We start from the raw sequence: 25,367 nt of genomic DNA, 5'->3' as shown, positions 1-25,367 counted from the left end.
TGACGACCGCACAGGAGACAGCCATGACCACCCCGCCCTTCAACACCGTCGCCTGGTTCCAGGTCGGCAGCGACCAGCCCGACTCGGTGAAGACCTTCTACAACGGCCTGTTCGGCTGGAACTTCGCGCAGGACCCGGACCAGGACAGCGGCTACGACCTCATCACCTACCCGGGCAATGAGATGCCCGCCGGCGGCCTCGCGCACGTCGACGACGCCTCGGCCAACCACGCCATCTTCTACGTGCTGGTCCAGGACGTCGCCGCGACCCTGGCCGCGGCCGAGAAGCAGGGCGGCAAGGTGTTCCTGCAGCCCATGACCGCCAAGAACGGCCTGGTCTTCGCCGAACTGCTCGACACCTCCGGCAACCGCTTCGGCGTCTTCAGCCCGCCGCCCGCGAACTGAGCGGCGGCGGTCCCGCCCGTCGCGCGGAGATAGCCTGTCCTGGACGTTGTTTCGAGACAGGAGTGGATCGTGGGCATGTTCGATCAGTTGAAGGACGCGGCGGGCAAGGCGGCGGAGCTGGCGGGTCAGCACGCCGACAAGCTGGAGCCGTTGATCGACAAGGCCGGCGACGCGCTGGACCAGCAGACCGACGGCAAGTTCGCCGGCGCGGTGGACAAGGTGCAGGACGCCGCCAAGCAGGCCCTGCGCGAGCAGTCGGGCCAGTAGCCGTCGGTGCAGGACGTGCGGCGCGGGGTATTTCGCGGCGGCCGGTGCGAAATACCCCGTGGCGTCACATGGTGGCGGCGTCGATGACGAAGCGGTAGCGCACGTCGGAGGCGATCACGCGCTCGTAGGCGTCGTCGATGCGGTCGGCGGGGATGACCTCGATCTCCGCGCCGATGCCGTGCTCGGCGCAGAAGTCCAGCATCTCCTGGGTCTGCGCGATACCGCCGATCATCGAGCCGGACAGCGAGCGCCGGAAACCGGCCAGCGCCGAGACCCGCACGCTGTAGGGCTTGTCGGGCAGGCCGAGCGCCACCAGGCTGCCGTCCAGGCGCAGCAGCTTGAGGTAGTCCTCGATCGGCAGGTCCGCGGACACGGTGTTGATGATCAGGTCGAAGCTGCCGCGCAGCTGCTTGAAGGTGGCGCGGTCACCGGTGGCGTAGTAGTGGTGCGCGCCGAATCGGCGGCCATCGTCCTGCTTGGACAGCGAGTGGCTGAGCACGGTCACCTCCGCGCCCATGGCCGCGGCGATCTTCACGCCGATGTGCCCGAGCCCGCCCATGCCGATGATGGCGACCCGCTTGCCCGGCCCGGCGTTCCAGTGCCGCAGCGGCGAGAACAGGGTGATGCCCGCGCACAGCAGCGGCGCGGCCGCATCCAGCCCGATGCCCTCGGGAATGGCGAGCACGAAGCCCTCGGTCACCACGATCTGTGTGGAGTAGCCGCCCAGGGTGCGCCCACCCGCCTGCTGTTCGGCGGGTACGGGGGAGTTGTAGGTCCAGACCGCGGCCCGGGTGCAGTACTGCTGTTCCCCGGCCACGCAGGGCTCGCATTCGCCGCACGAGTCGACCAGACAGCCCACGCCGACCCGGTCGCCGACCTTGTGCCGGGTCACTTCGGAGCCGACGGCGGCCACGATTCCGGCGATCTCGTGGCCGGGCACACACGGGTAGGCGGTGCTGTGCCATTCGTTGCGGGCGGTGTGGATGTCGGAGTGGCAGATGCCCGCGTACTTCACGTCGATCAGCACGTCGTGGGGGCCGAGTTCGCGGCGCTCGATGGCGACCTTCTCGAAGGACCCGTCCGGGGCGTTCACGGCATAGGCGGTAGCGGTGCTCATGAAGTCATGCCTACCCCCGCATCCCCCGGAGCTCAAACCTTTCGTCCCTTTTCCCACCCCGGCGTGCCGTGCCGATGGGCCCGCAATCGGTCGGCATGCTGGCGGAATGGCGATTCTGCTGTCGTTCCTGTCGTTCTGCTCGACCTTGGTGGGCGGGCTGCTGGCGGTGCGCATCGGCGAGCGCAAGCGACTGGTACTGGGGCTGGCCGCGGGCGTCATGCTCGGGGTGGTGGCTTTCGATCTGATGCCCGAGGCCCTCGAACTGGACGACACCGAGGCGCTCGGCGTTCCGGTGCCGCTGCTGGCCGCGGTGGTCGGTTTCTTCACGGTTCACGTGATCGAGCGGTCGATGGCCATCCACACCGGCCACGAGGAAGAATTCGTGGCGCACCAGCACAACCACGACTTCAGTTCGCTGGGTTTGCTGGCCGCGGGCGGGCTGGTGTTCCACAGCACCCTCGACGGCCTCAGTATCGGTTTCGGTTTCCAGGCGGGGGCGGCGACGGGTGTGGCGGTGGCCATCGCGGTGATCTGCCACGACTTCGCGGACGGATTCAACACTTTCACGCTGGCCACGCTGTACGGCAATGCCCGCAAGCGTGGCCTGATCATGCTCGGGCTCGATGCGGTGGCGCCGGTGATCGGTGCGGTGATCGGCACGGTGGTCAAGGTTCCGTCCGGACTGGTCGGACTGTTCTTGGGTTATTTCGCGGGCTTCCTGCTCTACCTCGCCACGGCCGATATCCTGCCCGAGGCGCACGCGGGCAAACCCGCCCGCGGACCGCTGGTATGCACACTGGCCGGTGTGCTTTTCATGTTGGGCGTTGTGGCGCTGAGCCATTGAAATGCTGGTACACCGGTAGAGAGACGCTTGCTCGAGCCGGCGGGCGAACCGCAATCGGGAGGGTCCGTGGACAGCGACAGACGCGGTGGCGGCGGCCGGGTGTTCGCGCTGTTCGTCGTGGTCGTGCTCGGCATCACCGGATTCCTCGGCTACCGCGGCGAACTGCCCCGCTGGCCCTTCGGCGACACCTACGTCACCGCCGGTCTGACCGGCCCGCCGCTGCCTCCGCTGGACGTCACGCTGGTGGCGCGGGTCGCGGAACCGGCGCTGGTGAACATCACCGCGGGCATCCGCCCCTACGGCATGGGCGCGGCCGGGTCCGGCATCGTGCTCAGCGCCGAGGGGGAGGTGCTGACCAGCCATCACGTCATCAAAGGCGCTGACACCGTGACGGTCTCGGATGTCGGCACCGGCGCGGTCTACACCGCCACCGTGGCCGGCTACGACGCCATGGCCGATATCGCCCTGCTGGATCTGCAGGGCGCGGGCGGCCTCCCGGCCGCCCGGATCGGCAGTTCCGCCCCGCTGCACGTGGGCGACGACGTGCTGGCCATCGGCAATGCCGGCGGCACCGGATCGCCGACCGCGGTGGGCGGGCCCATCACCAATCTGGATTCGTCCATCGTGGCGCGTAATTCGGCCGACCTGACGCGGAAGTCGTTGCGCGGCATGATCGAGGTCGCGGCCGCGGTCGCCGCCGGGCAGTCCGGCGGTGCGCTGGTGGACCGCTACGGCTCGGTGATCGGGGTCGTCACCGCCGCCTCCGGCGAGGCGGCGAAGGCGGTGGGCAAGGGGCCCAACGGCTACGCGGTGCCCATCGACACCGCCATGGGCGTGGTCCGCCAGATCCGTTCCGGCACACCGACCGACACCGTGCACATCGGCCCCACCGCCACGCTCGGGATCCTCACCTCCGACGCGCAGCCGTCCGCGCAGTCGGGGGCGCCCGCGGGCGCGCGCATCGACGTCGCCATCTACGGACTGCCCGCCTACGAGGCCGGGCTCGCCGACGGAGAGGTCATCACCGCCCTCGACGACCGGCCCATCACGGGCTCACAAATGCTGAAAGCCGCACTCAACGCCCATAAACCGGACGATGTGGTGCGGCTCGAGATCAGCGAACCGGGCGGGGCGCGCCGGACGGTGAGCGTGTCCCTCACCGTCGGCCCGCCGAACTAGTCCCGGCCGATCAGAACTTGCTGTTCCAGTACGACTGGAACTGGACGTACACGATCAGGATGACCACCGCGTAGAACACGGCGACCAGCGTCCACCGCCACTCCGCGATGATCAGCGCGACGCCGCGGGACCGGCCGAACAGCAGTCCGGTCACGATGGCGAACATGGCCGGGGTCACCGCCCACACCACCATGCACCACGGGCACAGCGCGTGGATCTGGAAGGTGGCGTCCCAGACCAGCCAGCCGATGGCCGCCACGCCCGCCAGCAGACCGGCCCACATGCCGCCGACGAACCAGCGCGGCAACGAGATTCCGCAGACCAGCAGCACCCCGATGGTCACGAACACCGAGAACCCCACCACGCCGATGATCGGATTGGGGAATCCGAACATCGACGCCGTCTTGTCCGCCATCACCGTGGTGCACGACAGCGTCGAGTCGATCGTGCACGACGGCCGATAGCCGGGTTCGGTGAGCGACTTGAACTTCTCGACCAGCAGCGTGACCGAGGCCCCCCAGCCGATCAGCGCGGCCAGCAGCAGCGGCCACGCCGATCGGGGTCCAGCGGAGATCATCACTTGCTCGCGTTCTCGATCACCGAGGTCATGCCGCCGGGCGACATGAGGGCCTGGGAATCGGACACCTGGGCGCCGTTCACGTACACCGTCGGGGTGGACTTCACGCCGGTGGCGAAGACCTTGTCGGTCTGCTGCTTCACCCAGGTGGTGTACTTGCCGTCCTTGATGGCCTGGGCCACGGCCGGATCGGTGTACCCGGCGTCCTTGGCGATCTTGATGAGCTGGTCGTCGCTCATGCCGTTGCCGCCCTCCTTGGGCTGGTGCTCGTACATGGCGGACAGCCAGCCCTGGAACTTCGACGGGTCGGCCTCGTACATCACGTAGGCGGCCGAGGACCCGCGGGTGGAGAACTGATTGCCGTTGGAGGCGCGATCGAGGAAGGTGATGATGTTGTAGTCCACCACCGCCTGGCCGCTCTGCACGGCCTTGGCCAGCGCGTCGGCATTGGCCTTCTCGAACATGTTGCACGCGGGGCACTGCACGTCGGCGACCACGCGCACGGACGCCTTCTGCTTGCCCGCGGGCGCGGGTGCGGCGGTGTTGTCGATCCGGATCGCGCCCTCGGGGGTGAGGTTCGGCGGCACCAGCGCGGCCTGCTCGGCATTCCAGTGGAACGTGTTCGAGCCCTCGGCGGCCTTGTCGTCGTTGTGCTTGCGCGTCGCCAGGGTGATGCCGATGCCGGCGATCAGGCCGAGCAGGACGACGGCCACCGCCACTTGAATGAGGATCCTGCGGTTGCGGTCGGCCTTGGCCGCCTGCGCCAGCGGGTTCCGACCCGGTTTGTTGCTCACCTCTGCGCTCACCACACCTTCCGTAGTCACGACATGTGCGGGCCCATCTTCACCCGCGAACCTGAGAGAAACCAGCAAGCGGGCGGGCGGGGGACGGGGATCACGCCCGGGCGAGGCGTTTCTTCTGCTCCTCGATATCGAAGCCGGCGGGCGGCCAGTCGAGTTTCAGGCCCTGCAGCGCGTCGATGAGCAGTTCGGTGACGGCCAGCCGGGCGTACCACTTGGAGTCGCAGGGCAGCACGTACCAGGGGGCGTAGTCGGTATTGGTGCGGTCCAGGACCGCCTGGTACGCCTCTTGGTACTGCGGCCAGTAGCCGCGCTCGTCGATGTCTGCGGGGTTGAACTTCCAGTACTTGTCGGGGCGTTCCAGCCGCTGCATGAGCCGCTTCTTCTGTTCGTCGAGGGAGACGAACATGGCGACCTTCACCACGGTGGTGCCGTCGTCGACCAGTTTGCGCTCGAACTTGTTGATCTCGTCGTAGCGCTTGCCCCACACCTCCGGCGGGACCAGCTCGTGCACCCGGACCACCAGCACGTCCTCGTAGTGCGAGCGGTCGAACACGCCGAGCTGCCCGCCGCGCGGCAGCTGCTTGCGGATCCGCCACAGGTAGTGGTGTTTGCGTTCCTCGGCGGTCGGCACCCCGAAGGCCGCGTGGTCCACGCCCTGCGGGTCGACCGAGCCGATCACGTGCCGGACGATGCCGCCCTTGCCCGCGGTGTCCATGCCCTGCAGCACCAGCAGCACACTGCGGGTGTCGCCGGAGCGGCCGTTGGCGTAGAGCTTCTCCTGCAGATCCGACAGCACCGCGCGGCGCTCCTCCAGCAGGGCCTCACCGGCACGCTTGTCGCCCTTGAAGCCCGGAGTCGTGGACGGATTCAGGTCCGCGACCGAGATGCCGTCGGCGCGTAGCGCCTTGGTGACCGGTTTGGACCAGGATGTCGCCTTCGCCATTCGTCATGCGTAGCACGCGGCGTGGTTTCCCGCAGGCAACCGCGCCGAATCAGACCCGGGCCAGGTGCACCAGCTGGGCGGCCAGTTCCTCGTCGGTGACCGGGGTCAACGTGAGATCGGCGGCCGTGGTGAGCAGGTAGCGGCCGTCGCCGGAGAAGTCGAGCCAGGTGCGGTGCCGGGTCGGCGGCGAGAGCGGATTCGCCGGTTCCACCGAGACGGTGATGAAGCCGCGCCCGTCCACGGGCTCGCGCAGCTTGCGGCGGAAGCGATCCGCTTCCTCCCCGGCTCCGGCGGCGTCGGGATACAGCACGGACTGCTGGGGTTCGCGCAGTGTTTCCAGCCGTCCGGGCGGCGCGGACCCGATGATCTCCACCAGTTCCCGGCCCAGATGCTCGGCGGGACACAGGGATACGGTCACCGCGTCCGGCATCGAGACCAGGATCCCGGCCCGCTGCTGGCCCACCGCCGCGAAGGCGAGGATGCGCCGGGCGCCGGGCCGGGCGGTGCGTTCGCCGTAGAGGGTGACGGTCGTGGTGTCGGTGCGGGCGCACAGCGCCAGGGCGGCGGCCAGGTCCGGGTCGGTGCGACGCAGGTGGCGCGGCATCGGCGCGCCCAGCGCCAGCGGGCCGAATCGCGATGCGCCGCCGGGGTTCTCGGTTGCCGCGGGACTCGTGTCGAGCGGGTAGGGACGGCGTTCCAGATCGGTTTCGCGGGTCCAGATGATCGCGAACTCGTCCGGGGTCAGGATCCATTTCACGTGGCCGACCCCCTTTCTCGGTAACCACCTCCGTCCCGCCCGCGACCCTACCGGAGAGATTCTGCGGGTGCTGGCCGTCACGCTCGAGCGCAGTTCGTGACCTGTCGCATCCGGGCGGAGGATTTCTATCGGACCGGCGGCCCCGCGAACGGCAGCACGACCGTGCAGGACACCGGCTGAGCGTGTTCGGGATCGAGGGCATTGAGAACCACCCGCACCGCCACCGGATCCGCGGGCAGTTCGAAGTGCTCGGTGTAGTCGGTCGCGCACAGGTCCTGCAGCACCACACTGTCGACGTTCGGGCCGTCGAGCAGGCCGGTGGTCCAGGGAGTGGCGATCTCGTCGTAGCGGGACACGACCGTGGTGAACCGGATCGCCGGGGCGATGGCCGGGTCCGGGTTCAGGTCCACCGCGACCCGTGCACCGGGCGACAGCTGGCAGGGACCGCACTGCGCCGCCAATTCCCTTCCGGGTGCGGTGGATTCGAGCAGCGGTTGCAGATTCGCCAGACCGCTCACCGTCGAGCCGTGCAGCGGCGCGGCCAGCGCCACGTAGTGGTCGATCTTCGGAGCCGTGCCGAGATGGTTCAGGGCGTAGAAGGGGACCGCGCCGCCCATCGAATGGCCGACGAGATCGACCTTGTCCGAACCGGTTTCGGCGCGTACCCGGTCGATGAAGTCGGAGATCTGCCGGGCGCTGGTCTCGACCGGCGTCACCGCGCCCATGATCGGTCCGAGCGCGCCCGTGCCGTAGGTCGTGGTGAACACGCAGTACCCGGCGTTCACGAGCACCGGCGAGAGGGTGTTCCAGCCGACGGTGTCATTGCCCAATCCGTGCAGCAGGACGACCGGATTCGGGTGCGCCGCGGTCGGTGTGCAGGACCAGTCGTTCGCGCCGGGCGGCGGGTGCCCCGGCGCGGTGAGCTCGGCGGCCAGCCCGCCGAAATAGCTGTAGGACGGATCGGGCTGGTCGGCGGCGGCCGGGCCCGTGAGGGCGGCGGCGCACAGGCCCGCGGTGAACAAGGCGGCGAGGGTGAGACGGCCGGCGGCCGATCGCGACATGGGTGCTCCCGGTGTTCGTGGCGGTCGTACGCCCGGCGCCCCCAGCGCGCCGGGCATGACCGACCGGTCGGTCATAGGCTAGCCCGCGATGTACCCTCGGGGAAAGCCTCGGCCCAGGAAAGGATTTCGGCCATGCCACGACCAGCGGAACCCGGCCGCAACGCCCTGCTCGACGCGGGGGCCGACGTGGCCGCCCGTACGGGCCTGGCCGGACTGTCCGTGAACGCTGTCGTGCAGGCGGCGGGGATGGCGAAAGGCACCTTCTACCACCACTTCCCGGACCGCCGCAGCTACGTGGTGGCTCTGCACCGCCGCTACCACGACGAGCTGACCGCCCTGGTCCTCGCCGCCATCGGTGACCTGGAGCCGGGCCCGGCCCGCCTCCACGCCGGCCTCGCCGCGTACCTGGACGCCTGCCTCGCGACTCGCGGCACGAAAGCCTTCCTGGCCCAATCCCGTACCGACGCCGACCTGCTCGACGAGGTGACGGCCCGCAATCACCTCGTGGCCGTCATGATCGCGCCCGATATCGAAACGCTGGGCTGGGGAAACCCGCCCGCGGTGGCGCACCTGGTGATCGCCATGGTCGCCGAAATCGCACTGTCCGAACTGTATTCCGGCGCGGCCCGTCCCGACCTCCGCGCCGCGCTCACCGCACTGATCGACCGCGTCCCGGGCTGACCCGGCTCACCGCTCGCTGCCGGCGAGCCCCGTCACGGCCGCATCGAATCCGTCGGTGGCCGCTCGAATCGCCATGGCCCGCACCGTCTCCGGAGCCGCGCCGGCCAGGATGGCTCGGCGGATCTCGGCGTGCAGTGCGCGATCGAGACCCGCGAGAGCGGCCGCGACGAGCCGCGGAACCGGGTCGTCCGCCTCGGCGCCGGTGGCCTCGGCCAGCGCCTCGGCGAGCGCGTTCTCCGTCTGCTCGCCGAGCCGCCGCAAGCGGGCTTGCAGTGCCGGGCTGTCGTCGATCAGCTGCCAGAAGGTGGTGGCGGCGGGCGCGAGGCCGAGCGTCGGATCGTCCCGGCGCACCCGGTCGAGGAAGGAACGCCGAACCGCCGCCGCGGCCGACTCGCCCGGTTCGCGATCGCGCACCGCCGCCGCGAGCCGGTTCACGACCTCGTCCTGACGGTCGAAGAACAGGTCCTCCTTGGTCGGGAAGTAGTTGAACGCGGTATTGACCGACACGTTCGCGGCCCGCGCGACCTCGGCGACGGTGACCCTGTCGAACCCCTTCTCCACGAACAGCGCCATGGCCGCGTCGGCCAGTGCGGTCCGGGTGGCGCGCTTCTTCTCCTCGCGCAGTGCCAACGATCGCTCCTTCCGGTCGCGGCCAGTATAGGTGTGACCCTAAAAATGGTGTGACACCAAAATTCGAGGTACGGTCGGACCATGACTCTCGGATTCGGCATCTACCCGGGCGGGCTCGGCGGCGACCAGTACGGCAACGTCACCCCCGGCCCGCCGGAACGGGCCGACCGCATCGCGGCCGCCCTCGACGAACTGCACGGCGAGCACCCGTTCGTGGTGCGCGGATACGTCCTGTACAGCGATGCGCGCGGCGGGTTCCAGGAGGCCCCGCCGCGGCCGTGGCAGTACGCCGGGGCGCGTCGCACTCTCGATCTGGTGGTGTGCTTCCACGAGCCCGGCGACGACCTCACCGGCTGGCTCGCGTTCCTGCGCAAGCAGATTCGCGAGCACGGGCCGGTGCTGTCCACGCTGCAGATCGCGCAGGAGCCCAACCACGCCGGCCCCGGCGGCAACGGCGACTTTCCGCAGGTCCGGCGGGCCGTGGTCGAAGGGGTGCGGGCCGCTCGCGCGGAGGTGGATCGGCTCGGCCTCGCGGTGCGGATCGGCTGCAACGCGGCGCCGGCCTTCGATCCGGCCCAGGAGTACTGGACCGACCTGGGCCGCCTGGGCGGGCCGGAATTCGCCGACGCGCTGGACTACGTCGGGCTGGACTTCTTCCCCGATGTCTTCCGGCCGCTACCGGCCGCGGAGCTGGAAGCCGCCGCCACCGCGGTGCTGACCGGCTTCCGCCGCGACAGCCTCGCCGCCGCGGGCATACCCGCCGCGACACCCATCCACATCAGCGAAAACGGCTGGGCCACCGGGCCGGGACGGTCCTACGCGCGGCAGGCCGAGGTGCTCGAGACCATGGTCGAACTCGTCGACGGCCTGGCCGACGAGCTCAACATCACCACCTACGAGCACTTCGGCCTCCGCGATTCGGCCAGCGATCAGGGCGACATGAACCTCGAATTCGGGCTCCTGCGTTCGGATTACACGCCGAAGCCCGCCTTCGAGAAATATCGCGAGCTGATCGTGAAGTACAGCACCCCGGCGTGACCGCCGAGCCTGGTCAGGCGGGAGTGACCTCGATGGTGATGTCGGCGGCGCGCAGCCGCTCGGTCAGCGCGTCACCCATGGCCGAGGCGGGGGTGAGGATGCCCGCCAGCTCCGGCAGGTCGTCGAAGGCCAGGCAGAGTCCGGCCTGGCCGAGCATGACCGAGGTGGCCTGGTAGCCGGGGTCGCCCTTGCCCGCGAAGGTGCACTCGTACTTGGCGCCCGAGGTGGTGTGAGCGAAGGTACGCATGGTGAACCAGCCACTGCGGCGGGCCTTCTCGCTCGGACCGGTGCCCGGCGCGGGCACGATGCGGTCGAGCAGCTTGCGGCCCAGCGCCACCCGCGACAACACCGCGCCTGTCGCCATGGTGGCCACGATGCCGCCCGCGATACCGGCGGCGACCAGCGGCGAGGTGGCGGACGAGCCCGCGCTCATCACCTCGCGGTAGCGGAAGTTCTTGCCGTACGGCCAGCCCAGCAGGCCATTCGAGCGGCGCACCACCTTGCTGTTGTGCGCGCCCATGATGAATGTCGCCACCCAGCCGTTCAGGCTCGGGTCGATGTCGGAGGCCCGGGACCACGCCTGGTCGGACTGGCGGCCGACATCGGGTTCCATGGACTTGTCGGGGCTCAGCGAATACGGGTGCGACATCACCGACGCCTTGGCTGGATCCTCGGCGATGGCCTCCATCATGGCGCGCCCGGAATCGATGGTGCCGCCGCTCATTCCGCCCTTGAGCCACGCCACCAGGGTGACGTCGGTGAGCTCACCGGCATTGTCGGCGACGCTGCGCTGGTACAGCTGGTACACGCTCAGATCCGACGGGATCGAGTCGTAGCCGCAGGAATTCACGATCTTCGCGCCGGTCTCGGCGGCCTTGTCGCCGAACCGGTCGATGCACTCGCGGATGAACAGCGGCTCGCCGGTCAGGTCGGCGTAGTGTGTGCCGTTCTCCGCGCACGCCTGGACCAACGGGAACCCGTAGCGCAGGTACGGACCCACGGTGGTGACGACCACCTTGGTCCGCGCCGCCAGCGCGTTCAAGCTCTCCTGGTCCGTCGAATCCGCCTGGACCAGCGGCCATTCCGCGGCGAGCGGGCCGAGTTCCGAGCGGACGGCGGCCAGCTTCTCCAGCGAACGGCCCGCCAGCGCGATACGCGCGCCCGCGGGCGCCGCCTCCACGAGATACTGCGCGGTCAGCTTGCCCACGAAGCCGGTCGCCCCGAATAACGCGATGTCGAATTCCCTTGCGGCCACAGGTCTCACCAATCCGTTTCGTTGGTTCGGGGGCGAAGGACCGAGGCCCGAGCCCCGAGAGTCGGGTTTGTCACGCCTTGGCGGCGCGCTTGCGGGGCTTCTTGGTGGGTGCCCCGGTGGTGGGCGTGGGAGCCGGTCGGCTCGCCAGCCATTCGTGATGGGCGCGGCCGAGTTCGGTGACCGGTTCGTCCCCGTACAGCCACTCCCGCGCGATGCGGTGCCAGTTGCCGGTCGCTTCCAGCTGCCCGAGCATGCCGAAGGTCAGGAAGTCGGCACGGCGGGAGAACAGGTGTTCGGGCGGCAGATTTTGCTGTTTCATGCCCTCGAAGTCGGTGGCCCGCGGGTCCACCGCGAGGACGAAGGCTCCGGAGGCCAGTTCGGGGGTGATGGTGAGTTCCTCGTCCACCAGCGCCCATTCACACGCGGCGAGCACGTATTCCAGGCATTCCTCGGGCGTGATCTCCTCTGGCGATTCGATGACGCCGCGCTGCACCATGAGGTCGCGCAGGTCCTCGGCCCGCTCCTCGGCGGCCGCGCGGATGCAGACGGCCTCGAAGCGCACGTGTTCGGGATCCATCCGGTTGTAGAGCCCGAAGTCCAGGAACGCGACCCGGCCGTCGGAACCGAGCAGCAGGTTGCCGGGGTGTGGGTCGCCGCAGAACTCGTTGAAGGTGAACAGCGAGCCCACGTAGAACCGGTAGATGATCTCGCCGATCCGATTCCGTTCGGCCGCGGGCATTTCCCGGATCTCCTCGAAGCCGCGGCCGGGGAAGTACTCGCTGACCAGCACGCGGGTGGTGGACAGTTCCGGGTAGGTGGTGGGCACCACGATGAACGGGTGCCCGGCGAACAGGTCCGAGATCTGCTTCTGGGTAGTGGCCTCGGCAACGTAGTCGAGTTCGCTCTCCAGGTTCAGCCGCAGCTCGTCGAGCACGGCCGGGGTCACCCACGGCATGGCGGATTGCAGGATGCGGCGGAACATGGCCAGGTTCTTCAGGTCCGCGCGGACGGCGGTGTCGATGCCCGGGTACTGCACCTTCACCGCGACCTCGCGGCCGTCGTGCAGGGTCGCCTGGTAGACCTGCCCGATCGAGGCGGCGGCGACGGGTTCCGGATCGAATTCGGTGAACACCTGCTCCAGCGGCTGCCCGAAGTCCTCCTCGATGACCGCCCGCATCACCTCGAACGACACCGAGGGCGCGCTGTCGCGCAGCACCGCGAGCCGCCGCTGGAACCGCTCCCGATGCTCGGGCGGCACCAGGTCCAGGTCCAGCACCGACAGCATCTGCCCGAGCTTCATGGCGACGCCCTTCATGGTGCCGAGCACCATGACCATCTGTTCGGTGGCCCGGATCATGGATTCCTCGGCCATCCGGGCGCGCACCGCCTCGGATCTGCCGCGCATGGAACGCCGGGTCTTCTGGGCGCGCAAGGCATTACCGGCTACAGCGATTCCCAGCTTCGTCCCCCGCGCGAGCCTGGATGTGGGCAGCTCTTTCGCCATCAGTGACCCTCCATGGGAGCCAACACCCCCGTTGGTGCCGACATGGCGGAAACCCTGTGATGTGAGCGTCTCAGAGGGTGCGCTCCGCCGACCTCAGACTAACCACACTGGGAACTCCAGTGCTAGCCGTCAGCTAGCACTGTTTGGGGTGTTCTCCGCATCGGGAAGCACGTGGGGGCGCGAGTTGAAGTAATGGCGGTCGCCGCCCGCGCGGACCATGCCCTCGATGGCGCTCCAGGCCATCATGGTGAGGTAGTCGAGCATTTCCTCGCTGGACATGGTGCGGTTGGAGATCCACCAGTCCGTCGCCAGCTGCACGCCGCCGACCAGCACGTAGGACCACAGCATGGCGCCTTCGGTCTGCAGGCCGCGGTCGAAGGACTTGTCGATGATGACCGCGGAGACCACCTGCGCGAACAACTTCTCGAAGTCGGCGAGGGTGGAGGTGTCGGTCGCCGCGCCGTTGCCCATGATGAACCGGTACACGTCGGTGTCCGAATCCACGGTGTGCACATACGCCGCCAGCGTGTTGCGGACCAATTGGTATTCGTCGAGGTCGTCGCTGATGGCGCCGTAGATGCGCGGCATCAGGGTGGTCTCGATGAACCGTTCCATGGTGGCGCGGGTCAAATCCTGCTTGTCCGAGAAGTACCGGTACAGCACGGTTTTGGAGACGCCGATCTCGGCGGCGATCTCGTCCATTCCGGCATCGCCGCCGCGCTTACGGATGGCGGCGAGGGTGCCGTCCACCAGTTCTTCGCGTCGGTCGATCTTGTGCTGCTGCCAGCGGCGTTTGCGGCCGTCCACACGACCCCCGCGTGGACCGGTGGCCGCCTCGACGGCTGCACTCACGCTGCCTTTGGTGGTCACGCTGCGTTGGCTCCTTGTTCGCGTCCTGGGCCTGGGCCTATTCAGCTTAAGCCTCCCATGCTGTGGATCGCCGCCGTTCGGGAAGGGCCCGGTGGCGGGGAGTTCGTCACATCACGCGCCAGAATGGAAGTCATGGAGCAACCTGCCGGCAGTGCCGGGGTACTCGCGCAGACCGAGCCGAAGCCGATGAAGACCGTTCCCACCGGCGGCGGAGCGTTCGCCGATCTCCTGGACGAAGAGGGTAAGAAGCGCGAGCTGTGGCGTATGAAGGCCATCGCGACGGGCTTCCTGGCCGTGGCCACCGTCATCTACATCGTCTGCGCGTGGATCAGTTCCCGCGGCGGGGGCGGGGAGTGGGTGGGCTACGTCAAGGCCGCTTCCGAGGCGGGCATGGTGGGCGCGCTGGCCGACTGGTTCGCCGTCACCGCCCTGTTCCGGCATCCGCTGGGTCTGCCGATCCCGCACACCGCGATCATCCGCAAGAAGAAGGATCAGGTGGGGGAGGGCCTCGGTGACTTCGTGCGCACCAATTTCCTCTCGCCCGACGCCGTCGCCGTGAAGGTGAATTCCGCGCAGATTCCGTTGCGGCTGGGCCGGTGGATGGCAGAACCGGCGAACGCGGAACGGATCTCCGACGAGAGCGCGACGATTCTGCGCGCGGTGATCGGCGTGCTGCGCGACGAGGACGTCGAGCAGATCATCGACCAGACCATCGTGAAGCGGATCGCGGAACCGCTGTGGGGCCCGCCCATCGGCAAGGTCCTCAACGAGTTGATCGCCGACAACCGGCAGGCTCCGCTGCTGGACCTGCTGGCCGAGCGCGCGCACCAGTGGGCGCTGGACTCGCAGGAGACCCTCGACCGCATCGTGAACCGGGACGCTCCCTCGTGGGCGCCCAAATTCGTGAATTCGCTCCTGGCCGAACGCATTTATCGAGAGCTGGTGGAATTCACCTGGAAGGTGCGGACCCAGCCCGATCACGAGGTGCGGCTGGCCGCGAACCGCTTCCTCGAGGAATTCGCCCACGATCTGCAATTCGACGAGGCGATGATCGAGAAGGCGGAAAAGATCAAGACCGAGCTGATGGGCCGGCGCGAGGTCACCGGGATGGCGCAGGCCACCTGGCGGGCGGCCAAGCGGGTGATCCTGGAATCGGCCGACGATCCGAATTCGACCTTGCGGCGCAAGGTGTCGGAGAACGTATTGCAGTTGGGTGAGCGGTTGTCCTCGGACCCGGCGATGCGCGATCAGGTGGACGGCTGGCTGGAGCGGGGCGTCCGTTACCTGGTCGCCAACTACGGCGCCGAGTTCGCGGGTCTGGTCAGCGACACGGTGGCGCGCTGGGATGCCGAGGAGGCTTCGCGCAAGATCGAATTGGCGGCGGGCAAGGACCTGCAATTCATCCGCATCAACGGCACGGTCGTGGGTTCGCTTGCGGGCCTTGTGATCTACACCGTTTCGCATTTGCTGTTCAATGGCTGAACAATTGACCAATTAGCGCTTCGGTTGAAGCGCTGAGTGTTTGCCGACCTGGCATCGATAGGGCGTGCTAACAGAGCGCTTGCAAGAGTTAGCACCCCGTCCTAGAATTGGCCCCACAACCGCCGGAAGGTGAGTGATGAAGCACGATCCCGAGGTTCCCGAACCGATCGAAGGCGACGCGGCGGAGACGTCCGCCGCCGGAGACCGGTCGGGCCGCGTAGCCAACGCGGCTCACGACATCGGGGGCTTCATCCGGTCGCAACGCGAGGCCGCCCAGGTCTCGCTGCGGCAGCTCGCACAACTGGCGGGGGTGAGCAATCCGTACTTGAGTCAGATCGAGCGCGGGCTGCGGAACCCGTCCGCCGAGGTACTCGCGCAGATCGCCAAGGGTCTGCGGGTCTCCTCGGAGGTCTTGTACATGCGGGCCGGGTACCTCGAGCAGAGGCCGCACGGCCCGGTCCGGGATGCCTTGCTCGCCGACAACGGACTGACCGAACGTCAGAAGCAGGTCCTCCTGGACATCTATGAATCGTTTTGCCGGGAGAACCAGGCTAACGAGGACAGAGGGGACGCAACGGAGCTAATGGGGGGCGTTCCCGGGGGAAACAGGGACAACGAAGTTCCGCACCGCACAACCGAAGTTCCGCCACGCCAGGAGAGCGAACCATCATGACCGAATCGAATCTGACCGCCACCGTCACCAAGCCGATCTACGCCACCGTCGGTGCCGGCGACGCCCTCTACGCCGTTGTGACCGACGCCGTCTCGCAGATCCGTGAGCGTGCCAACTCCGCGGACGTGCAGGGTCGCATCGAAGAGGCCCGCGAGCGCTTCGCCAACCTTCCGGCCGACCTGCAGGAGCAGGCCGAGACGCTGCGCCAGCGCGTGCAGGCGCTGCCGTCCGAGCTGCCCGAGGACCTGGCCGAGCTGCGCGAGAAGGCCACCCCCGAAGAGCTGCGCAAGCTGGTCGACCAGTACTACCACCAGCTGCTGGACTTCTACGCCGACCTGGCCGCCCGCGGCGAGGAGACCGTCGAGAAGCTGCGCGCGAACCCGGCCTTCGAGGACCGCTTCGAGCTCGTCGAGTCCCGCTACAACGACCTGCGGGCCCAGACCCAGGACGTGCTGGGCAAGGTCACCGACCAGGTCGGTCCGTACCTCGGCTTCACCGCCAAGGAAGAGGAGGCCCCGGCCGACGAGACCGTCGACGCCGAGGTCGTGGACGTGACCACCGAGACCGCTCCGGTCGAGGACGAGGCCCCCGCCGCCAAGAAGGCCGCCCCGGCCAAGAAGGCTCCGGCCAAGAAGGCCGCGCCCGCCAAGAAGGCCGCCCCGGCCAAGAAGTAGGTCTTCGCGTTTCGCGAAAGAGCTTGTCGCCCCCGCGCACTCCGGTGCGCGGGGGCGACGCTCGTTTCGGGGGCCGCGCGGATTCGTGTCGTGCCCGGAAGTCGCGGTGGCCGGGTCTTCGCTCCGTATGATGGTGGCGTGATGGGAATACCCGGACTGATTCTGTGGGTCTTGTGGCTGGCCGCGATGGGCATGACCGTGTTCGCCCTCGTGCACGCGATTCGTCAGCGTCCGGATGCCTTCACGGCCGTGGACAAGCTGACCAAGCCGGTGTGGATCGCCATTCTGCTGGCGTCGCTGGGCGGGTTGCTGCTGGGGCAGACCGCGGTCGGGTTCCTCGGTATCGCGGCGGTGGTCGCGACCGGTGTCTACCTGGCCGATGTGCGACCCAAGGTCGATGAGATCCAGCGCGGGCCACGCTGGTAGTCGGGCCCGAGAACGTCGGCCGCCACCCGGATCACCGGGTGGCGGCCTCTTTTTTGTGTCCGGCACGGTGTGCGGTGGATTCCGACCGGGGAACTTTTCGGGTGCTTGCACTAGCTAGCACCCGGTACTCCGAGTTACTGTATCTATCAGTAACACAAAGGAGTGTCCTATGCGGGCAACGTTGCCTCACCCTGCGGACCTCGGCCGGAAGGTCCGTGACCTGGTGCTCGCGCACCGGGCCGACCTGCGCACCCGGACCTACGGCACCGCGGATCTGAATCCGCCCGCCGGACCCTACGAGGTCCTGCCGGTCACCGCCTCCGACGGCGCCCGGCTGCGGGTGCACGCCTACGGTCCCGCCGACGGCGATGTGATCGTGCTGGTGCACGGCTGGACCTGCTGCCTCGAATACTGGAATCCCCAGATCAACGCCTTCGCCGGGGAATACCGCGTGATCGCCTACGACGTGCGCGGGCACGGGGAGAGCGACGAGGGCAGCGCCCCGCTCACCACCGACCAGCTCGCCGACGATCTGGCCGAGGTCCTCGACGCGGCGCTGCGGCCGGGTCAGCGGGCCGTACTGGTGGGACACAGCCTGGGCGGCATGACGATTCAGGCCTGGGCGGGCCGCTACCCGCAGCGGGTGCGGAAGCAGCTGCTCGCGGTGCTGCTCACCAATACCGCGGCCGGCGGCCTGATCGCCGAGACCACCGTGGTCCCGTTCTTCAATCGCGGCGCGGCCGCGCTGCCGTTCCGGATGGGGCTGCTCGGGCTGAGCGCGCGGATCGTGTTCCCGCCGGTCTCGCCGGTGCGGTGGGTGTTCCGCCGGCAGGTCATGAGCCTGGCGTCGGTCGGCGACATCGCGGACTTCAGCCTCAATATCGTGCGGTCCTGCCCGGCGCGGGTGCGGGGGCGCTTCGGGACCCTGTTGTCCTATTTGGATGTCGGGCGCGGCGCGGCCAACCTGACGGTGCCGACCACCGTCATCGCGGGTTCGGCCGACGACCTGACCCCGCCGGTGCACGCGGAGCGGATCGTGGAGATGCTCACCGAGACCGGCAGCCTGGACTCCTATCGGGTGCTGTCGACCGGGCACCTCGGCAATGTGGAGGCCTATAGGGAGTTCAATGCCGAACTCGCACGGGTCGCCCAGGACGCTTTCGGGGTTACGGCGAAGGTGGTGGGCGCCTGAGGGGTGAGCTCGCTCACCCCTGGGGGACCTTATTCGCGAGGCCGTACACCGCGAACATTGTTGTATAGCAAGAAGATATATACCCGCTTGCTGTTGCAAGCACCCCGGTTAGCGCGATACTGTGGTCTGGAACACAAAGGAGTGCTCATGCTGGTGAAACTGCCAGAGGCGGGTGTCGGCGTCGACGCGCTCACCGCGCCCTTCCGTTCCGGGCTGCGGAACCGGGCCTACCGGACCGCATCGCTCAACTCCCCGCGGCCCACCGAGGTCCTCCCCGTCACCACGCGGGACGGCGCGAAGCTGCGTGTCCACGCCTACGGACCGGCCGACGGTGACGTGATCGTGCTGGCGCACGGCTGGTCCTGTGCCATCGAATACTGGAACCCGCAGATCAACGCCTTCGCGGGCGAGTACCGGGTGATCGCCTTCGATCAGCGCGGCCACGGCGAAAGCGAGAGCGGCACACGCCTTTTCAGCGCCGATCAGCTCGCGGACGACTTCTCCGACCTGCTCGACGCGGTGCTGGCCCCGGGCCGGCGCGCGGTGCTGGTCGGGCACAGCATGGGCGGCATGACCATTCAGGCGTGGGCCGAACGCTATCCGCACCAGGTCCGGCATCGGGCCTCGGCGGTGCTGCTCGCCACCACCGCCGCGCGGCAGATTCCCAACCGCGCCACCGTGATTCCGCTGCTCAATGACGTGATCCCGGGGCCGGACTGGCTGGCGCTGGCGTTGTTCGGCACCCCGGTGCCGCTGCCCGGCGGGCCCGCGGTCAACATGATCGCCAAGCATCGGCTGATGACTCCGGAAGCCACCCGCGACCAGATCCTCTTCGGCACCTCGATCGTCCGGTCCTGCCGCCCGTCGGTGCGCGCTGCCGTGGCCCGGGGCCTGCTCGAACTCGATCTGCACGGCGCCGCGGCGCATTTGACGGTTCCGACCACGGTGGTCGCGGGTTCGCACGATCGGCTACTGCCGGAGGTGCATTCGCGCGAGATCGCCGACACCCTCGCCGTTGCCGGACATCTCGACCGGTACACCATCCTGCCCACCGGGCATCTGGTGAACATCGAGGCCGAGAAGGCGTTCAACGTGGAGCTGCACCGCGTCATCCGCCGGTCGCGCCGCGACCCGGTCGCCGTCGCCGGCTGAGCCGGACGAACGAACGACAACGCCCGCCCCGGGAAAGCCGGGGCGGGCGTTGGCTTTTCGAGGTTCTATTCGAAGACGACCGTGCGGCGGCCGTGTACCAGCACCCGGCCCTCCAGATGCCAGCGCAGACCGCGGGCCAGCACCACGCGCTCGATGTCGCGACCCTGCCGGACCATGTCGCGCACGGTGTCGGAGTGGTCGATGCGGGTGACGTCCTGCTCGATGATCGGGCCCGCGTCCAGTTCGGCGGTCACGTAGTGGCAGGTCGCGCCGATCAGCTTCACGCCGCGCGCGAACGCCTGGTGGTACGGGCGCGCGCCGACGAAGGACGGCAGGAAGCTGTGGTGGATATTGATGGCCTTGCCCGCCCAGTGCTCGCACAGTTCGGCGGGCAGCACCTGCATGAAGCGGGCCAGCACCACCGCGTGCGGGTCGTGGGCGTCGACCAGGTCCCGCATCTGCTCGAAGGCGGGACCGCGTTCGGCCGGATCCTTCGGGAACGGGATGTAGTGGAATTTGATGCCGTGCGCCTCGGTCATCCCGGCCAGGTCGGGGTGGTTGCCGATGACGGCCTCGATGGTGGCGGGCAGCTCGCCGGAGGCGGCCCGGCCCAGCAGGTCGTGCAGGCAGTGGCCGTCCTTGGAGACCAGCAGCACCGCGCGGCGGCGTTCCCCGGAGTCGTGCAGCTGCCAGTCGGTCTCCGGGCCCAGCTCGGCGGCGACGGTGGTGAACCGGTCGCGCAGCTCGTCCAGGTCGAACGGCACGGTGGCGGCCTTGATGGCCTGCCGGGTGAAGAACCACCCGGTCTCCAGGTCGGAGTGGTAACCCGCCTCCACGATCGACCCGCCGAAATCGGCGATGAACGAGGTGATGCGGGCGATGATGCCGGGACGGTCCGGGCAGCCCAGGGTGAGCACGTAGCGACGGTCGTCCAGGGTGGAACTCATGAGGGACATACTCCCAGCAACCGCCCGGCTCGCGGCACAGGGGTGAAGCACGCCCCGGTCAGAGCGCGTAGAACGCCTCGGCGTAGTGGAAGTCGCCCTTGATCTCGAGTTCGTAGGCGGTGAGGGTGCGGACCTGGAAGTGGGTGGCCCAGTCCGGCTGGTCCGGAATGACGCCCACCCGGGTGCCGGGTACGAAGCCGAAGCGCGGGTAGTACTCGAGGCTGCCCAGCAGGCCCACGAGGGGCTCGTCGAGGGCGTCCGCGGCCCCGAGGGCGGAGTGCATGAGGGCCGAGCCGATGCCCGCGGCCTGATGGTTCGGGAGCACCCCGAGCGGCCCCAGCGCCAGCACCGGGAACGGGCCCACCGTCGCGCGGGTGAGACAGACGTGGCCGACCACCTGATCGTGGACCTCCGCGACCAGCGACAGGGTCGGGACCCAGACGGCCGCGTCGTCGCGCAGCGTGTGCACCAGGCCCACTTCGACGGGGTCGCCGGAGGCGTGGGAGGAAGGGGAATCGCCGTCGGCAGCCGCGGGGCGATCGGGGCTCGCACCGAAAGCGCCGCGGTGTACCGCGTCGATCGCGGCGGCATCGCCGGTACGTTCACGACGGATCAGCACGCCTACAAGTCTGCGTGACAGCGGCGGCGGCCCGCAACAAAGATGTGCCAAACTCGGTGCTCATGCCGAAGATTTCCCGCTCTGACGTGGCGGAGATGATCGATCACACACTTCTGTCACCCGATGCCACCCCCGCGGACGTGACCGCGCTGGTGGCCGAGGCGCGTGAATTGGGGGTGTTCGCGATCTGCGTGTCGCCGTCCATGTTGCCGGTGCGCGCGCCCGGTCTGGTGGTGGCCACGGTCGCGGGTTTCCCTTCCGGCAAACATCATTCGCTGGTGAAGGGGGCCGAGGCGCGGCTCGCGGTGGAGCAGGGTGCGGCCGAGGTGGACATGGTCATCGACGTCGGCGCGGCGCGCGCGGGCGAGTACGGCGCCGTGCTCTCCGACATCGTCACCGTGCGGGAGGCGGTAGGAGATCGCGCCCTGCTCAAGGTGATCATCGAAGCGGCGGCGTTGAGCGATGACGCCATCGTGGAGGTGTGCCGGGCCGCGGAACGCGCGGGCGCGGATTTCGTGAAGACCTCCACCGGTTTTCATCCCGCGGGCGGTGCGAGCGCACATGCGGTGCGGCTCATGGCCGAGACGGTCGGCGGGCGGCTGGGGGTGAAGGCCAGCGGCGGGATCCGGGACGCGGCGCAGGCGGCGGAGTTGATCGCCGCCGGCGCCACCCGGCTGGGTCTGTCCCGGTCTCGCGCAGTGCTGGAAGGTTTTCCGGTCTGACGGCGGTCGGTCAGCAGAGGATGGGCTGCTGCTGGGCGTTCGGATCCGCCTGCAGCACGGTGTTTCCGCCCTGCAGCGTGATGTGCAGGCCCTCCTTGGTGACCTCGACCTTGTTGGGGGTCAACCCCATCGGGTAGGTCTGCAGGCTCTCGGTCATGAGCTGGACGATGCCCGACACCAGGTCGGTGGGCAGCCCGAAGCCGAGCAGCGACGCCTGCACCGTCTCGACCTCGATCTTGCCGTCCACGATCTTCGGCTTGACCTGCAGTTGGGCCAGGCCGCCCAGCACCGCGAAGCTCAGTGTGCCGGTGGCGGGATCGGAGGCGGTGGCCGAGACCAGACCGGCCATCGTCTGGGTGATGCCGTCATTGCTCCAGGTGACGTCGGCGTTGGAGCTGCCGACGCTGGCCTGCTTGCCGCCGTCCTTGGTCTCGACGTCGTGGAAGGTCGCGTGCACGACCATGCCCTGGGCCGGGCCGAACTTGGAATCGTCGCTCTGCACGGTGACCTCGCCGACCTTGTGGTCGATCATGGTGAGCAGCAGCGGTTTCCAGCCGAACGAGACGTCGATCTTGGAGCCCATCTGGGCCTCGAACTGCGAGCTGATGCACTTCTGGACCTTGTGGCGGGCCCAGGCTTCGCCGCCGGCGAGTCCGCCCGCGACCAGCAGCGCGGCCACCAGGGTGACGATCAGCAGGGTCTTCTTGCGGCTGCGCCGCGGACCGGACGAACCGGTCTGTCCGCCACCGGCTTTCGCCGGGGGCGGCGGGGTGCCCGGTGGCACCCGCATACCGCCGGATTGGGTGATCGGACCCGAAGGTCCTGCCGGATAACCGGGTCCGCCCGGCAGAACCGCGGTCGGGCCGGTGCCGTTCGCGAGTTTCGCGGTGTCGGCGGTCGGCGTCGAGCCGGTGCCGGGATGGCCGGTCGCGCCCGCCGCGTAGGCGGCCTCGCCGGGGTGCAGGACCCGGGTGGGCTCGTCGGGATCGGGGGTGGCCGGGGCGCCGGTGTGGGCGGGATCGTTCCACCAGTCGGTGGCCGCGTCCTGTCTCGCACCTAGGACCTCGGTGGGCGTGGCGTCCGGTTTATCGAGGTCAACCGGCTGCGCTGTGGAGTCGCCGGGCCGCACGGTGGGGTCGACCGGCTGCGCGGCGGAGGTGTCGCGCGTGGTTGCGTCGTCCGAGGTGGGTTCCGAACTCATGGGGGCGATTCTTCCCGAGCTTTCTGTGTGAGCTCTGTGCATCCTGTGAGGTGTCGGCACACAGCCGCGGATTGTGACATAACACACATGGGTCCGGCTTATCCTGAGTGCCATGGCTGGGAACGCGGCACCGGGGGATCCGGAACACGGATGGGACGCGTTGCGGGAGCAGGCCGGGCGGCACGCGGGATACTTCACCACCCGGCAGGTACTGCGCACCGGATGTGAGGTCCGGATCCGCGACGGATTACGCGACGGCAGCGTGCTGCGGTCGGGGGTGGGGCTGCTGCGGCTGGCCGACTGGCCCGACGGGCCGCTCGACGAGTACGCCATGTGGTCGGCCTGGTTCGACGGGGCGGCCGCCGTCTCCCACCACAGCGCCGCCGAACTGCACGGGCTGGGCCGGTTGCGGCCGCGGTTCGTGCACCTGTCGGCGCGGGTCGGGCGGTTCCCGTTGTCGCCGCGACTGGTGGTGCTGCGGCGCAGTTTCGCGCGCAAGGACGTGGAATCGGCGGGCGCGTTCCTGGTGACGACGCCGCTGCGCACCGTCATGGATCTGGCCGAGGCCGGAATCGGGCAGGTCGCCCTGGACGAGGTGGTGTCCGACGCCGTCGCCATCCATCGCTGCGCCCGGGCCGAGATCCGTTCCGCCAGTGCGGCTCTGGACCCGGCCTCCGCGGCCCGGCTGCATCGCGCGCTGGCTCGCGCGCAGGAAGATCACCGCTAGCGTTCGCCGGACGGCATTCCGCGGAGCGCGGGGTGCGGGTTTCGAGTTTTGCGGGCGCGCGATTCGTGGCAGGGTGACTGGTATGGGGACCGGTGCTGGCGTGTGGGATCTGGTGTTTCCGCCGGGCCCGCCCGAACGGATCGCGGACATGTTCTCGGCCGCCGTCGTCGCCGACGCGATCCGGCCCTACGACGCCGACCTGGCGCAATCCGTGGAGACCTGCCGCGACTGGCGGCACGGCTACCACCGCGTCTTCCGGGGGATGACGGCGCTGGCGATCAGCGCGCCCGAGATCTCGATCGGCATGGCCGAGGCCGGACTGGGCTCGGTGCGGCACATGCTGCGGTTCACCGTCGGCCGCACGGTCGCGGCCCTGGACACCGTCGACATGGACGCCGAGGCCGCTGGCGCCGGGCTGGAGACCGCCGCGGTGGCCGGTGAGGCCGCGGCGGCGAAGCGGCTCGAGGTGCCGTGGCGCGGACTGTTGCTGGCCGAGGACGCGCTGCGGCTGCGCCTGGCCGAATGGCAGACCCACGGCATCCTGGAAGCCGATTTCGTGGCCGCGATCGAGCGGGTCATCGACCATCCGGAGTGGCTGGCGCTACCCGGTTTCCAGGTCACCGTGACCGGGGCGGGCGCGGAACTCGGTCCGCTGCGGCCGCTGCTGAACTGGGGCGCGGAAGTGCTCGCGGTCGATCGGCCGGGGCGGGTGCGCTGGGAGCGGCTGCGGGCGGCCGCCAAGTCCGGCGCGGGAGTCATGCGCTACCCCGTCGCGGACGGCGAACCCGGCGTCGACATCTCCCGAGGCTTTCCGGCCCTGGCGCAATGGATCACCGCGCACAGTGACGCGCGGCCGGTGCTCGGGCTCTACGCCGGGCTGCCCGGTGCTGCCGGGGTGCGGCTGGCGGTGGCCTCCGATGTGCTCGCCGACGCGGTGCTGCGGCATCACCCCGACGCGGCGCTGGCCATGCTGGGCTCGCCGACCGACACCTACGCGGTCCCGGCGTCGGTGGTGGCGGCCGCCCGGGATCACCTGGCGCAGCGCGGTTTCCGCGGCAATGCGCAGGATCTGCTGCACCGGGTGGCGCCGCACTCGCTGTACCGGCTCAACTACACCCGCCCGATCTTCGACACCGAGGGCGGCGCGTGGGGGCTGTTCGACAACCTGCCCGCGTTGGCCGGACCGGATTACGCACTGGCGCAACGGTTGCCGCGCTGGCGGGCGGTGCTGGCCGCCGCGGCGGGCTGCCCCGTGTCGTTCACGGTGGCCCCGCCGGCCTGGACCCGCGGTCTCGCCCGCGAGAACGGCTGGCGCGCGGCCGCGTACCGGGCGTCCTCCCGCTTCGGCATCGAGATCTTCGACCCCGCCACCGCCCGGACCCTGCTCGCCGCGAAGCTGGTCGCCGACCTGTACGCGCCCGGCGAGCCGCGAATATCCAACCCGGAAGCGCTGTTCGCGGCGGGCGCCGCCCACGGCGGTCTGTGGCGGCAGCCCTTCGCGCCGCGGTCGCTGCTCGCTCCGGCCGCGATCTCCGGCACGGTGCGGGACCTGCTCCACAAGCTCCACTGATCCGCGCGTGGGTGCCCGCGGATCAGTGCGGCCTGCGGTCGGCCACTGGCGC

The 25,367-nt window shown here is 69.2% G+C and carries 28 protein-coding genes; 15 read left to right on the top strand and 13 right to left on the bottom strand.

The features are described 5' to 3' along the window. Positions 1-23 precede the first annotated feature (23 nt). Both ACQPYY_RS31590 and ACQPYY_RS31585 read left to right on the top strand, forming a co-directional pair. Positions 24-404 carry a VOC family protein gene (locus ACQPYY_RS31590; RefSeq protein ID WP_357281949.1) on the top strand — a complete coding sequence of 127 codons (381 nt, stop codon included), beginning with the start codon at positions 24-26 and terminating at the stop codon, positions 402-404. Between the two features lie 75 nt (positions 405-479). Beyond that, the gene (locus ACQPYY_RS31585; RefSeq protein WP_357281948.1) at positions 480-671 is read left to right on the top strand and encodes an antitoxin; all 192 of its coding nucleotides are present in this window, start codon (positions 480-482) and stop codon (positions 669-671) included. 64 nt (positions 672-735) lie between these two features. Here the strand turns inward: ACQPYY_RS31585 and ACQPYY_RS31580 are convergent, their stop codons facing one another. Next, positions 736-1,788: an NAD(P)-dependent alcohol dehydrogenase gene (locus ACQPYY_RS31580; RefSeq protein WP_433591995.1), complete on the bottom strand. Its 1,053-nt coding sequence runs from the start codon at positions 1,786-1,788 to the stop codon at positions 736-738. Positions 1,789-1,894: 106 nt separating this feature from the next. Here ACQPYY_RS31580 and ACQPYY_RS31575 point away from each other — a divergent pair, with 106 nt between their 5' ends. Both ACQPYY_RS31575 and ACQPYY_RS31570 read left to right on the top strand, forming a co-directional pair. Beyond that, positions 1,895-2,632, top strand: coding sequence for a ZIP family metal transporter (locus ACQPYY_RS31575; protein ID WP_433591994.1), 738 nt, complete (start codon positions 1,895-1,897; stop codon positions 2,630-2,632). A 66-nt stretch (positions 2,633-2,698) separates the two neighbouring features. Then, positions 2,699-3,811 (top strand): S1C family serine protease, encoded by a 1,113-nt coding sequence (locus ACQPYY_RS31570; protein ID WP_379092025.1) that lies wholly within the window; start codon positions 2,699-2,701, stop codon positions 3,809-3,811. 10 nt (positions 3,812-3,821) lie between these two features. Here the strand turns inward: ACQPYY_RS31570 and ACQPYY_RS31565 are convergent, their stop codons facing one another. The 5 genes from ACQPYY_RS31565 to ACQPYY_RS31545 form a co-directional block, all read right to left on the bottom strand. Then, positions 3,822-4,388 carry a vitamin K epoxide reductase family protein gene (locus tag ACQPYY_RS31565; protein ID WP_433591993.1) on the bottom strand — a complete coding sequence of 189 codons (567 nt, stop codon included), beginning with the start codon at positions 4,386-4,388 and terminating at the stop codon, positions 3,822-3,824. Further along, positions 4,388-5,194 carry a DsbA family protein gene (locus ACQPYY_RS31560; protein ID WP_433591992.1) on the bottom strand — a complete coding sequence of 269 codons (807 nt, stop codon included), beginning with the start codon at positions 5,192-5,194 and terminating at the stop codon, positions 4,388-4,390. Before ACQPYY_RS31560 ends, ACQPYY_RS31565 begins: the two co-directional genes overlap by 1 nt. An 88-nt stretch (positions 5,195-5,282) precedes the next feature. After that, a complete protein-coding gene (locus ACQPYY_RS31555) occupies positions 5,283-6,134 on the bottom strand; it encodes a polyphosphate kinase 2 family protein (protein WP_379092034.1) in 852 nt (283 codons plus the stop codon). A gap of 49 nt (positions 6,135-6,183) precedes the next feature. Further along, positions 6,184-6,891 (bottom strand): ESX secretion-associated protein EspG, encoded by a 708-nt coding sequence (locus tag ACQPYY_RS31550; protein WP_379092037.1) that lies wholly within the window; start codon positions 6,889-6,891, stop codon positions 6,184-6,186. Between the two features lie 125 nt (positions 6,892-7,016). Beyond that, on the bottom strand, positions 7,017-7,952 hold the full coding sequence (locus ACQPYY_RS31545; protein ID WP_433591991.1) for an esterase/lipase family protein: 936 nt from the start codon (positions 7,950-7,952) through the stop codon (positions 7,017-7,019). A 132-nt stretch (positions 7,953-8,084) separates the two neighbouring features. On the opposite strand from ACQPYY_RS31545, the gene ACQPYY_RS31540 reads away from it, so the two are divergent. Beyond that, positions 8,085-8,633, top strand: coding sequence for a TetR/AcrR family transcriptional regulator (locus ACQPYY_RS31540; RefSeq protein WP_433591990.1), 549 nt, complete (start codon positions 8,085-8,087; stop codon positions 8,631-8,633). A 6-nt stretch (positions 8,634-8,639) separates the two neighbouring features. Here the strand turns inward: ACQPYY_RS31540 and ACQPYY_RS31535 are convergent, their stop codons facing one another. Further along, positions 8,640-9,263 carry a TetR family transcriptional regulator gene (locus tag ACQPYY_RS31535; RefSeq protein WP_433591989.1) on the bottom strand — a complete coding sequence of 208 codons (624 nt, stop codon included), beginning with the start codon at positions 9,261-9,263 and terminating at the stop codon, positions 8,640-8,642. Between the two features lie 81 nt (positions 9,264-9,344). Here ACQPYY_RS31535 and ACQPYY_RS31530 point away from each other — a divergent pair, with 81 nt between their 5' ends. Beyond that, a complete protein-coding gene (locus ACQPYY_RS31530; protein ID WP_433591988.1) occupies positions 9,345-10,301 on the top strand; it encodes a hypothetical protein in 957 nt (318 codons plus the stop codon). A gap of 13 nt (positions 10,302-10,314) precedes the next feature. On the opposite strand, the gene ACQPYY_RS31525 is transcribed toward ACQPYY_RS31530, so the two are convergent. From ACQPYY_RS31525 to ACQPYY_RS31515, 3 genes are all read right to left on the bottom strand, one after another. After that, positions 10,315-11,556, bottom strand: a complete 1,242-nt coding sequence (locus ACQPYY_RS31525; RefSeq protein WP_379092052.1) for a saccharopine dehydrogenase family protein — start codon at positions 11,554-11,556, stop codon at positions 10,315-10,317. A gap of 70 nt (positions 11,557-11,626) precedes the next feature. Next, on the bottom strand, positions 11,627-13,060 hold the full coding sequence (locus ACQPYY_RS31520; protein WP_433591987.1) for an ABC1 kinase family protein: 1,434 nt from the start codon (positions 13,058-13,060) through the stop codon (positions 11,627-11,629). 129 nt (positions 13,061-13,189) lie between these two features. Beyond that, entirely contained in the window at positions 13,190-13,930 is a 741-nt protein-coding gene (locus tag ACQPYY_RS31515) for a TetR/AcrR family transcriptional regulator (protein WP_379092058.1), read from the bottom strand. Positions 13,931-14,116: 186 nt separating this feature from the next. Between ACQPYY_RS31515 and ACQPYY_RS31510 the strand changes: the two genes are divergently transcribed. The 6 genes from ACQPYY_RS31510 to ACQPYY_RS31485 all read left to right on the top strand — a co-directional run bounded on the left by ACQPYY_RS31510 (position 14,117) and on the right by ACQPYY_RS31485 (position 19,529). Further along, a complete protein-coding gene (locus tag ACQPYY_RS31510; RefSeq protein WP_357282049.1) occupies positions 14,117-15,412 on the top strand; it encodes a DUF445 domain-containing protein in 1,296 nt (431 codons plus the stop codon). 136 nt (positions 15,413-15,548) lie between these two features. Beyond that, the gene (locus ACQPYY_RS31505) at positions 15,549-16,085 is read left to right on the top strand and encodes a helix-turn-helix domain-containing protein (protein ID WP_357281927.1); all 537 of its coding nucleotides are present in this window, start codon (positions 15,549-15,551) and stop codon (positions 16,083-16,085) included. Then, complete coding sequence (locus ACQPYY_RS31500; RefSeq protein WP_379092062.1) at positions 16,082-16,759, top strand: heparin-binding hemagglutinin; 678 nt, start codon at positions 16,082-16,084, stop codon at positions 16,757-16,759. The genes ACQPYY_RS31505 and ACQPYY_RS31500 overlap by 4 nt, the downstream gene beginning before the upstream one ends. 141 nt (positions 16,760-16,900) lie before the next feature. Continuing rightward, complete coding sequence (locus ACQPYY_RS31495; RefSeq protein WP_357090891.1) at positions 16,901-17,185, top strand: DUF2516 family protein; 285 nt, start codon at positions 16,901-16,903, stop codon at positions 17,183-17,185. Between the two features lie 169 nt (positions 17,186-17,354). Further along, the gene (locus ACQPYY_RS31490) at positions 17,355-18,377 is read left to right on the top strand and encodes an alpha/beta fold hydrolase (protein WP_433591986.1); all 1,023 of its coding nucleotides are present in this window, start codon (positions 17,355-17,357) and stop codon (positions 18,375-18,377) included. A 147-nt stretch (positions 18,378-18,524) separates the two neighbouring features. Then, on the top strand, positions 18,525-19,529 hold the full coding sequence (locus ACQPYY_RS31485) for an alpha/beta fold hydrolase (RefSeq protein ID WP_433591985.1): 1,005 nt from the start codon (positions 18,525-18,527) through the stop codon (positions 19,527-19,529). Between the two features lie 65 nt (positions 19,530-19,594). Here ACQPYY_RS31485 and purU read toward each other — a convergent pair whose 3' ends face one another. Further along, the gene (gene purU, locus ACQPYY_RS31480; protein WP_379092071.1) at positions 19,595-20,476 is read right to left on the bottom strand and encodes a formyltetrahydrofolate deformylase; all 882 of its coding nucleotides are present in this window, start codon (positions 20,474-20,476) and stop codon (positions 19,595-19,597) included. A 58-nt stretch (positions 20,477-20,534) separates the two neighbouring features. After that, on the bottom strand, positions 20,535-21,095 hold the full coding sequence (locus ACQPYY_RS31475) for a GNAT family N-acetyltransferase (protein ID WP_379092074.1): 561 nt from the start codon (positions 21,093-21,095) through the stop codon (positions 20,535-20,537). A 62-nt stretch (positions 21,096-21,157) separates the two neighbouring features. Here ACQPYY_RS31475 and deoC point away from each other — a divergent pair, with 62 nt between their 5' ends. Continuing rightward, positions 21,158-21,817: a deoxyribose-phosphate aldolase gene (deoC, locus tag ACQPYY_RS31470; RefSeq protein WP_433594776.1), complete on the top strand. Its 660-nt coding sequence runs from the start codon at positions 21,158-21,160 to the stop codon at positions 21,815-21,817. A gap of 10 nt (positions 21,818-21,827) precedes the next feature. Here deoC and ACQPYY_RS31465 read toward each other — a convergent pair whose 3' ends face one another. Beyond that, positions 21,828-23,018, bottom strand: coding sequence for an LmeA family phospholipid-binding protein (locus tag ACQPYY_RS31465; RefSeq protein WP_433591984.1), 1,191 nt, complete (start codon positions 23,016-23,018; stop codon positions 21,828-21,830). A gap of 112 nt (positions 23,019-23,130) precedes the next feature. On the opposite strand from ACQPYY_RS31465, the gene ACQPYY_RS31460 reads away from it, so the two are divergent. Next, a complete protein-coding gene (locus ACQPYY_RS31460; protein WP_379092084.1) occupies positions 23,131-23,745 on the top strand; it encodes a hypothetical protein in 615 nt (204 codons plus the stop codon). Between the two features lie 82 nt (positions 23,746-23,827). Continuing rightward, entirely contained in the window at positions 23,828-25,315 is a 1,488-nt protein-coding gene (locus tag ACQPYY_RS31455) for a hypothetical protein (protein WP_433591983.1), read from the top strand. The last annotated feature ends 52 nt before the right edge of the window (positions 25,316-25,367 follow it).

Origin of the sequence: Nocardia sp. CA-145437 (genome assembly GCF_050956485.1) — a bacterium.
Taxonomy (GTDB): domain Bacteria; phylum Actinomycetota; class Actinomycetes; order Mycobacteriales; family Mycobacteriaceae; genus Nocardia.
Note: the sequence above shows the minus strand (reverse complement) of the source record. Positions and strands in the feature narration are given on the sequence as shown.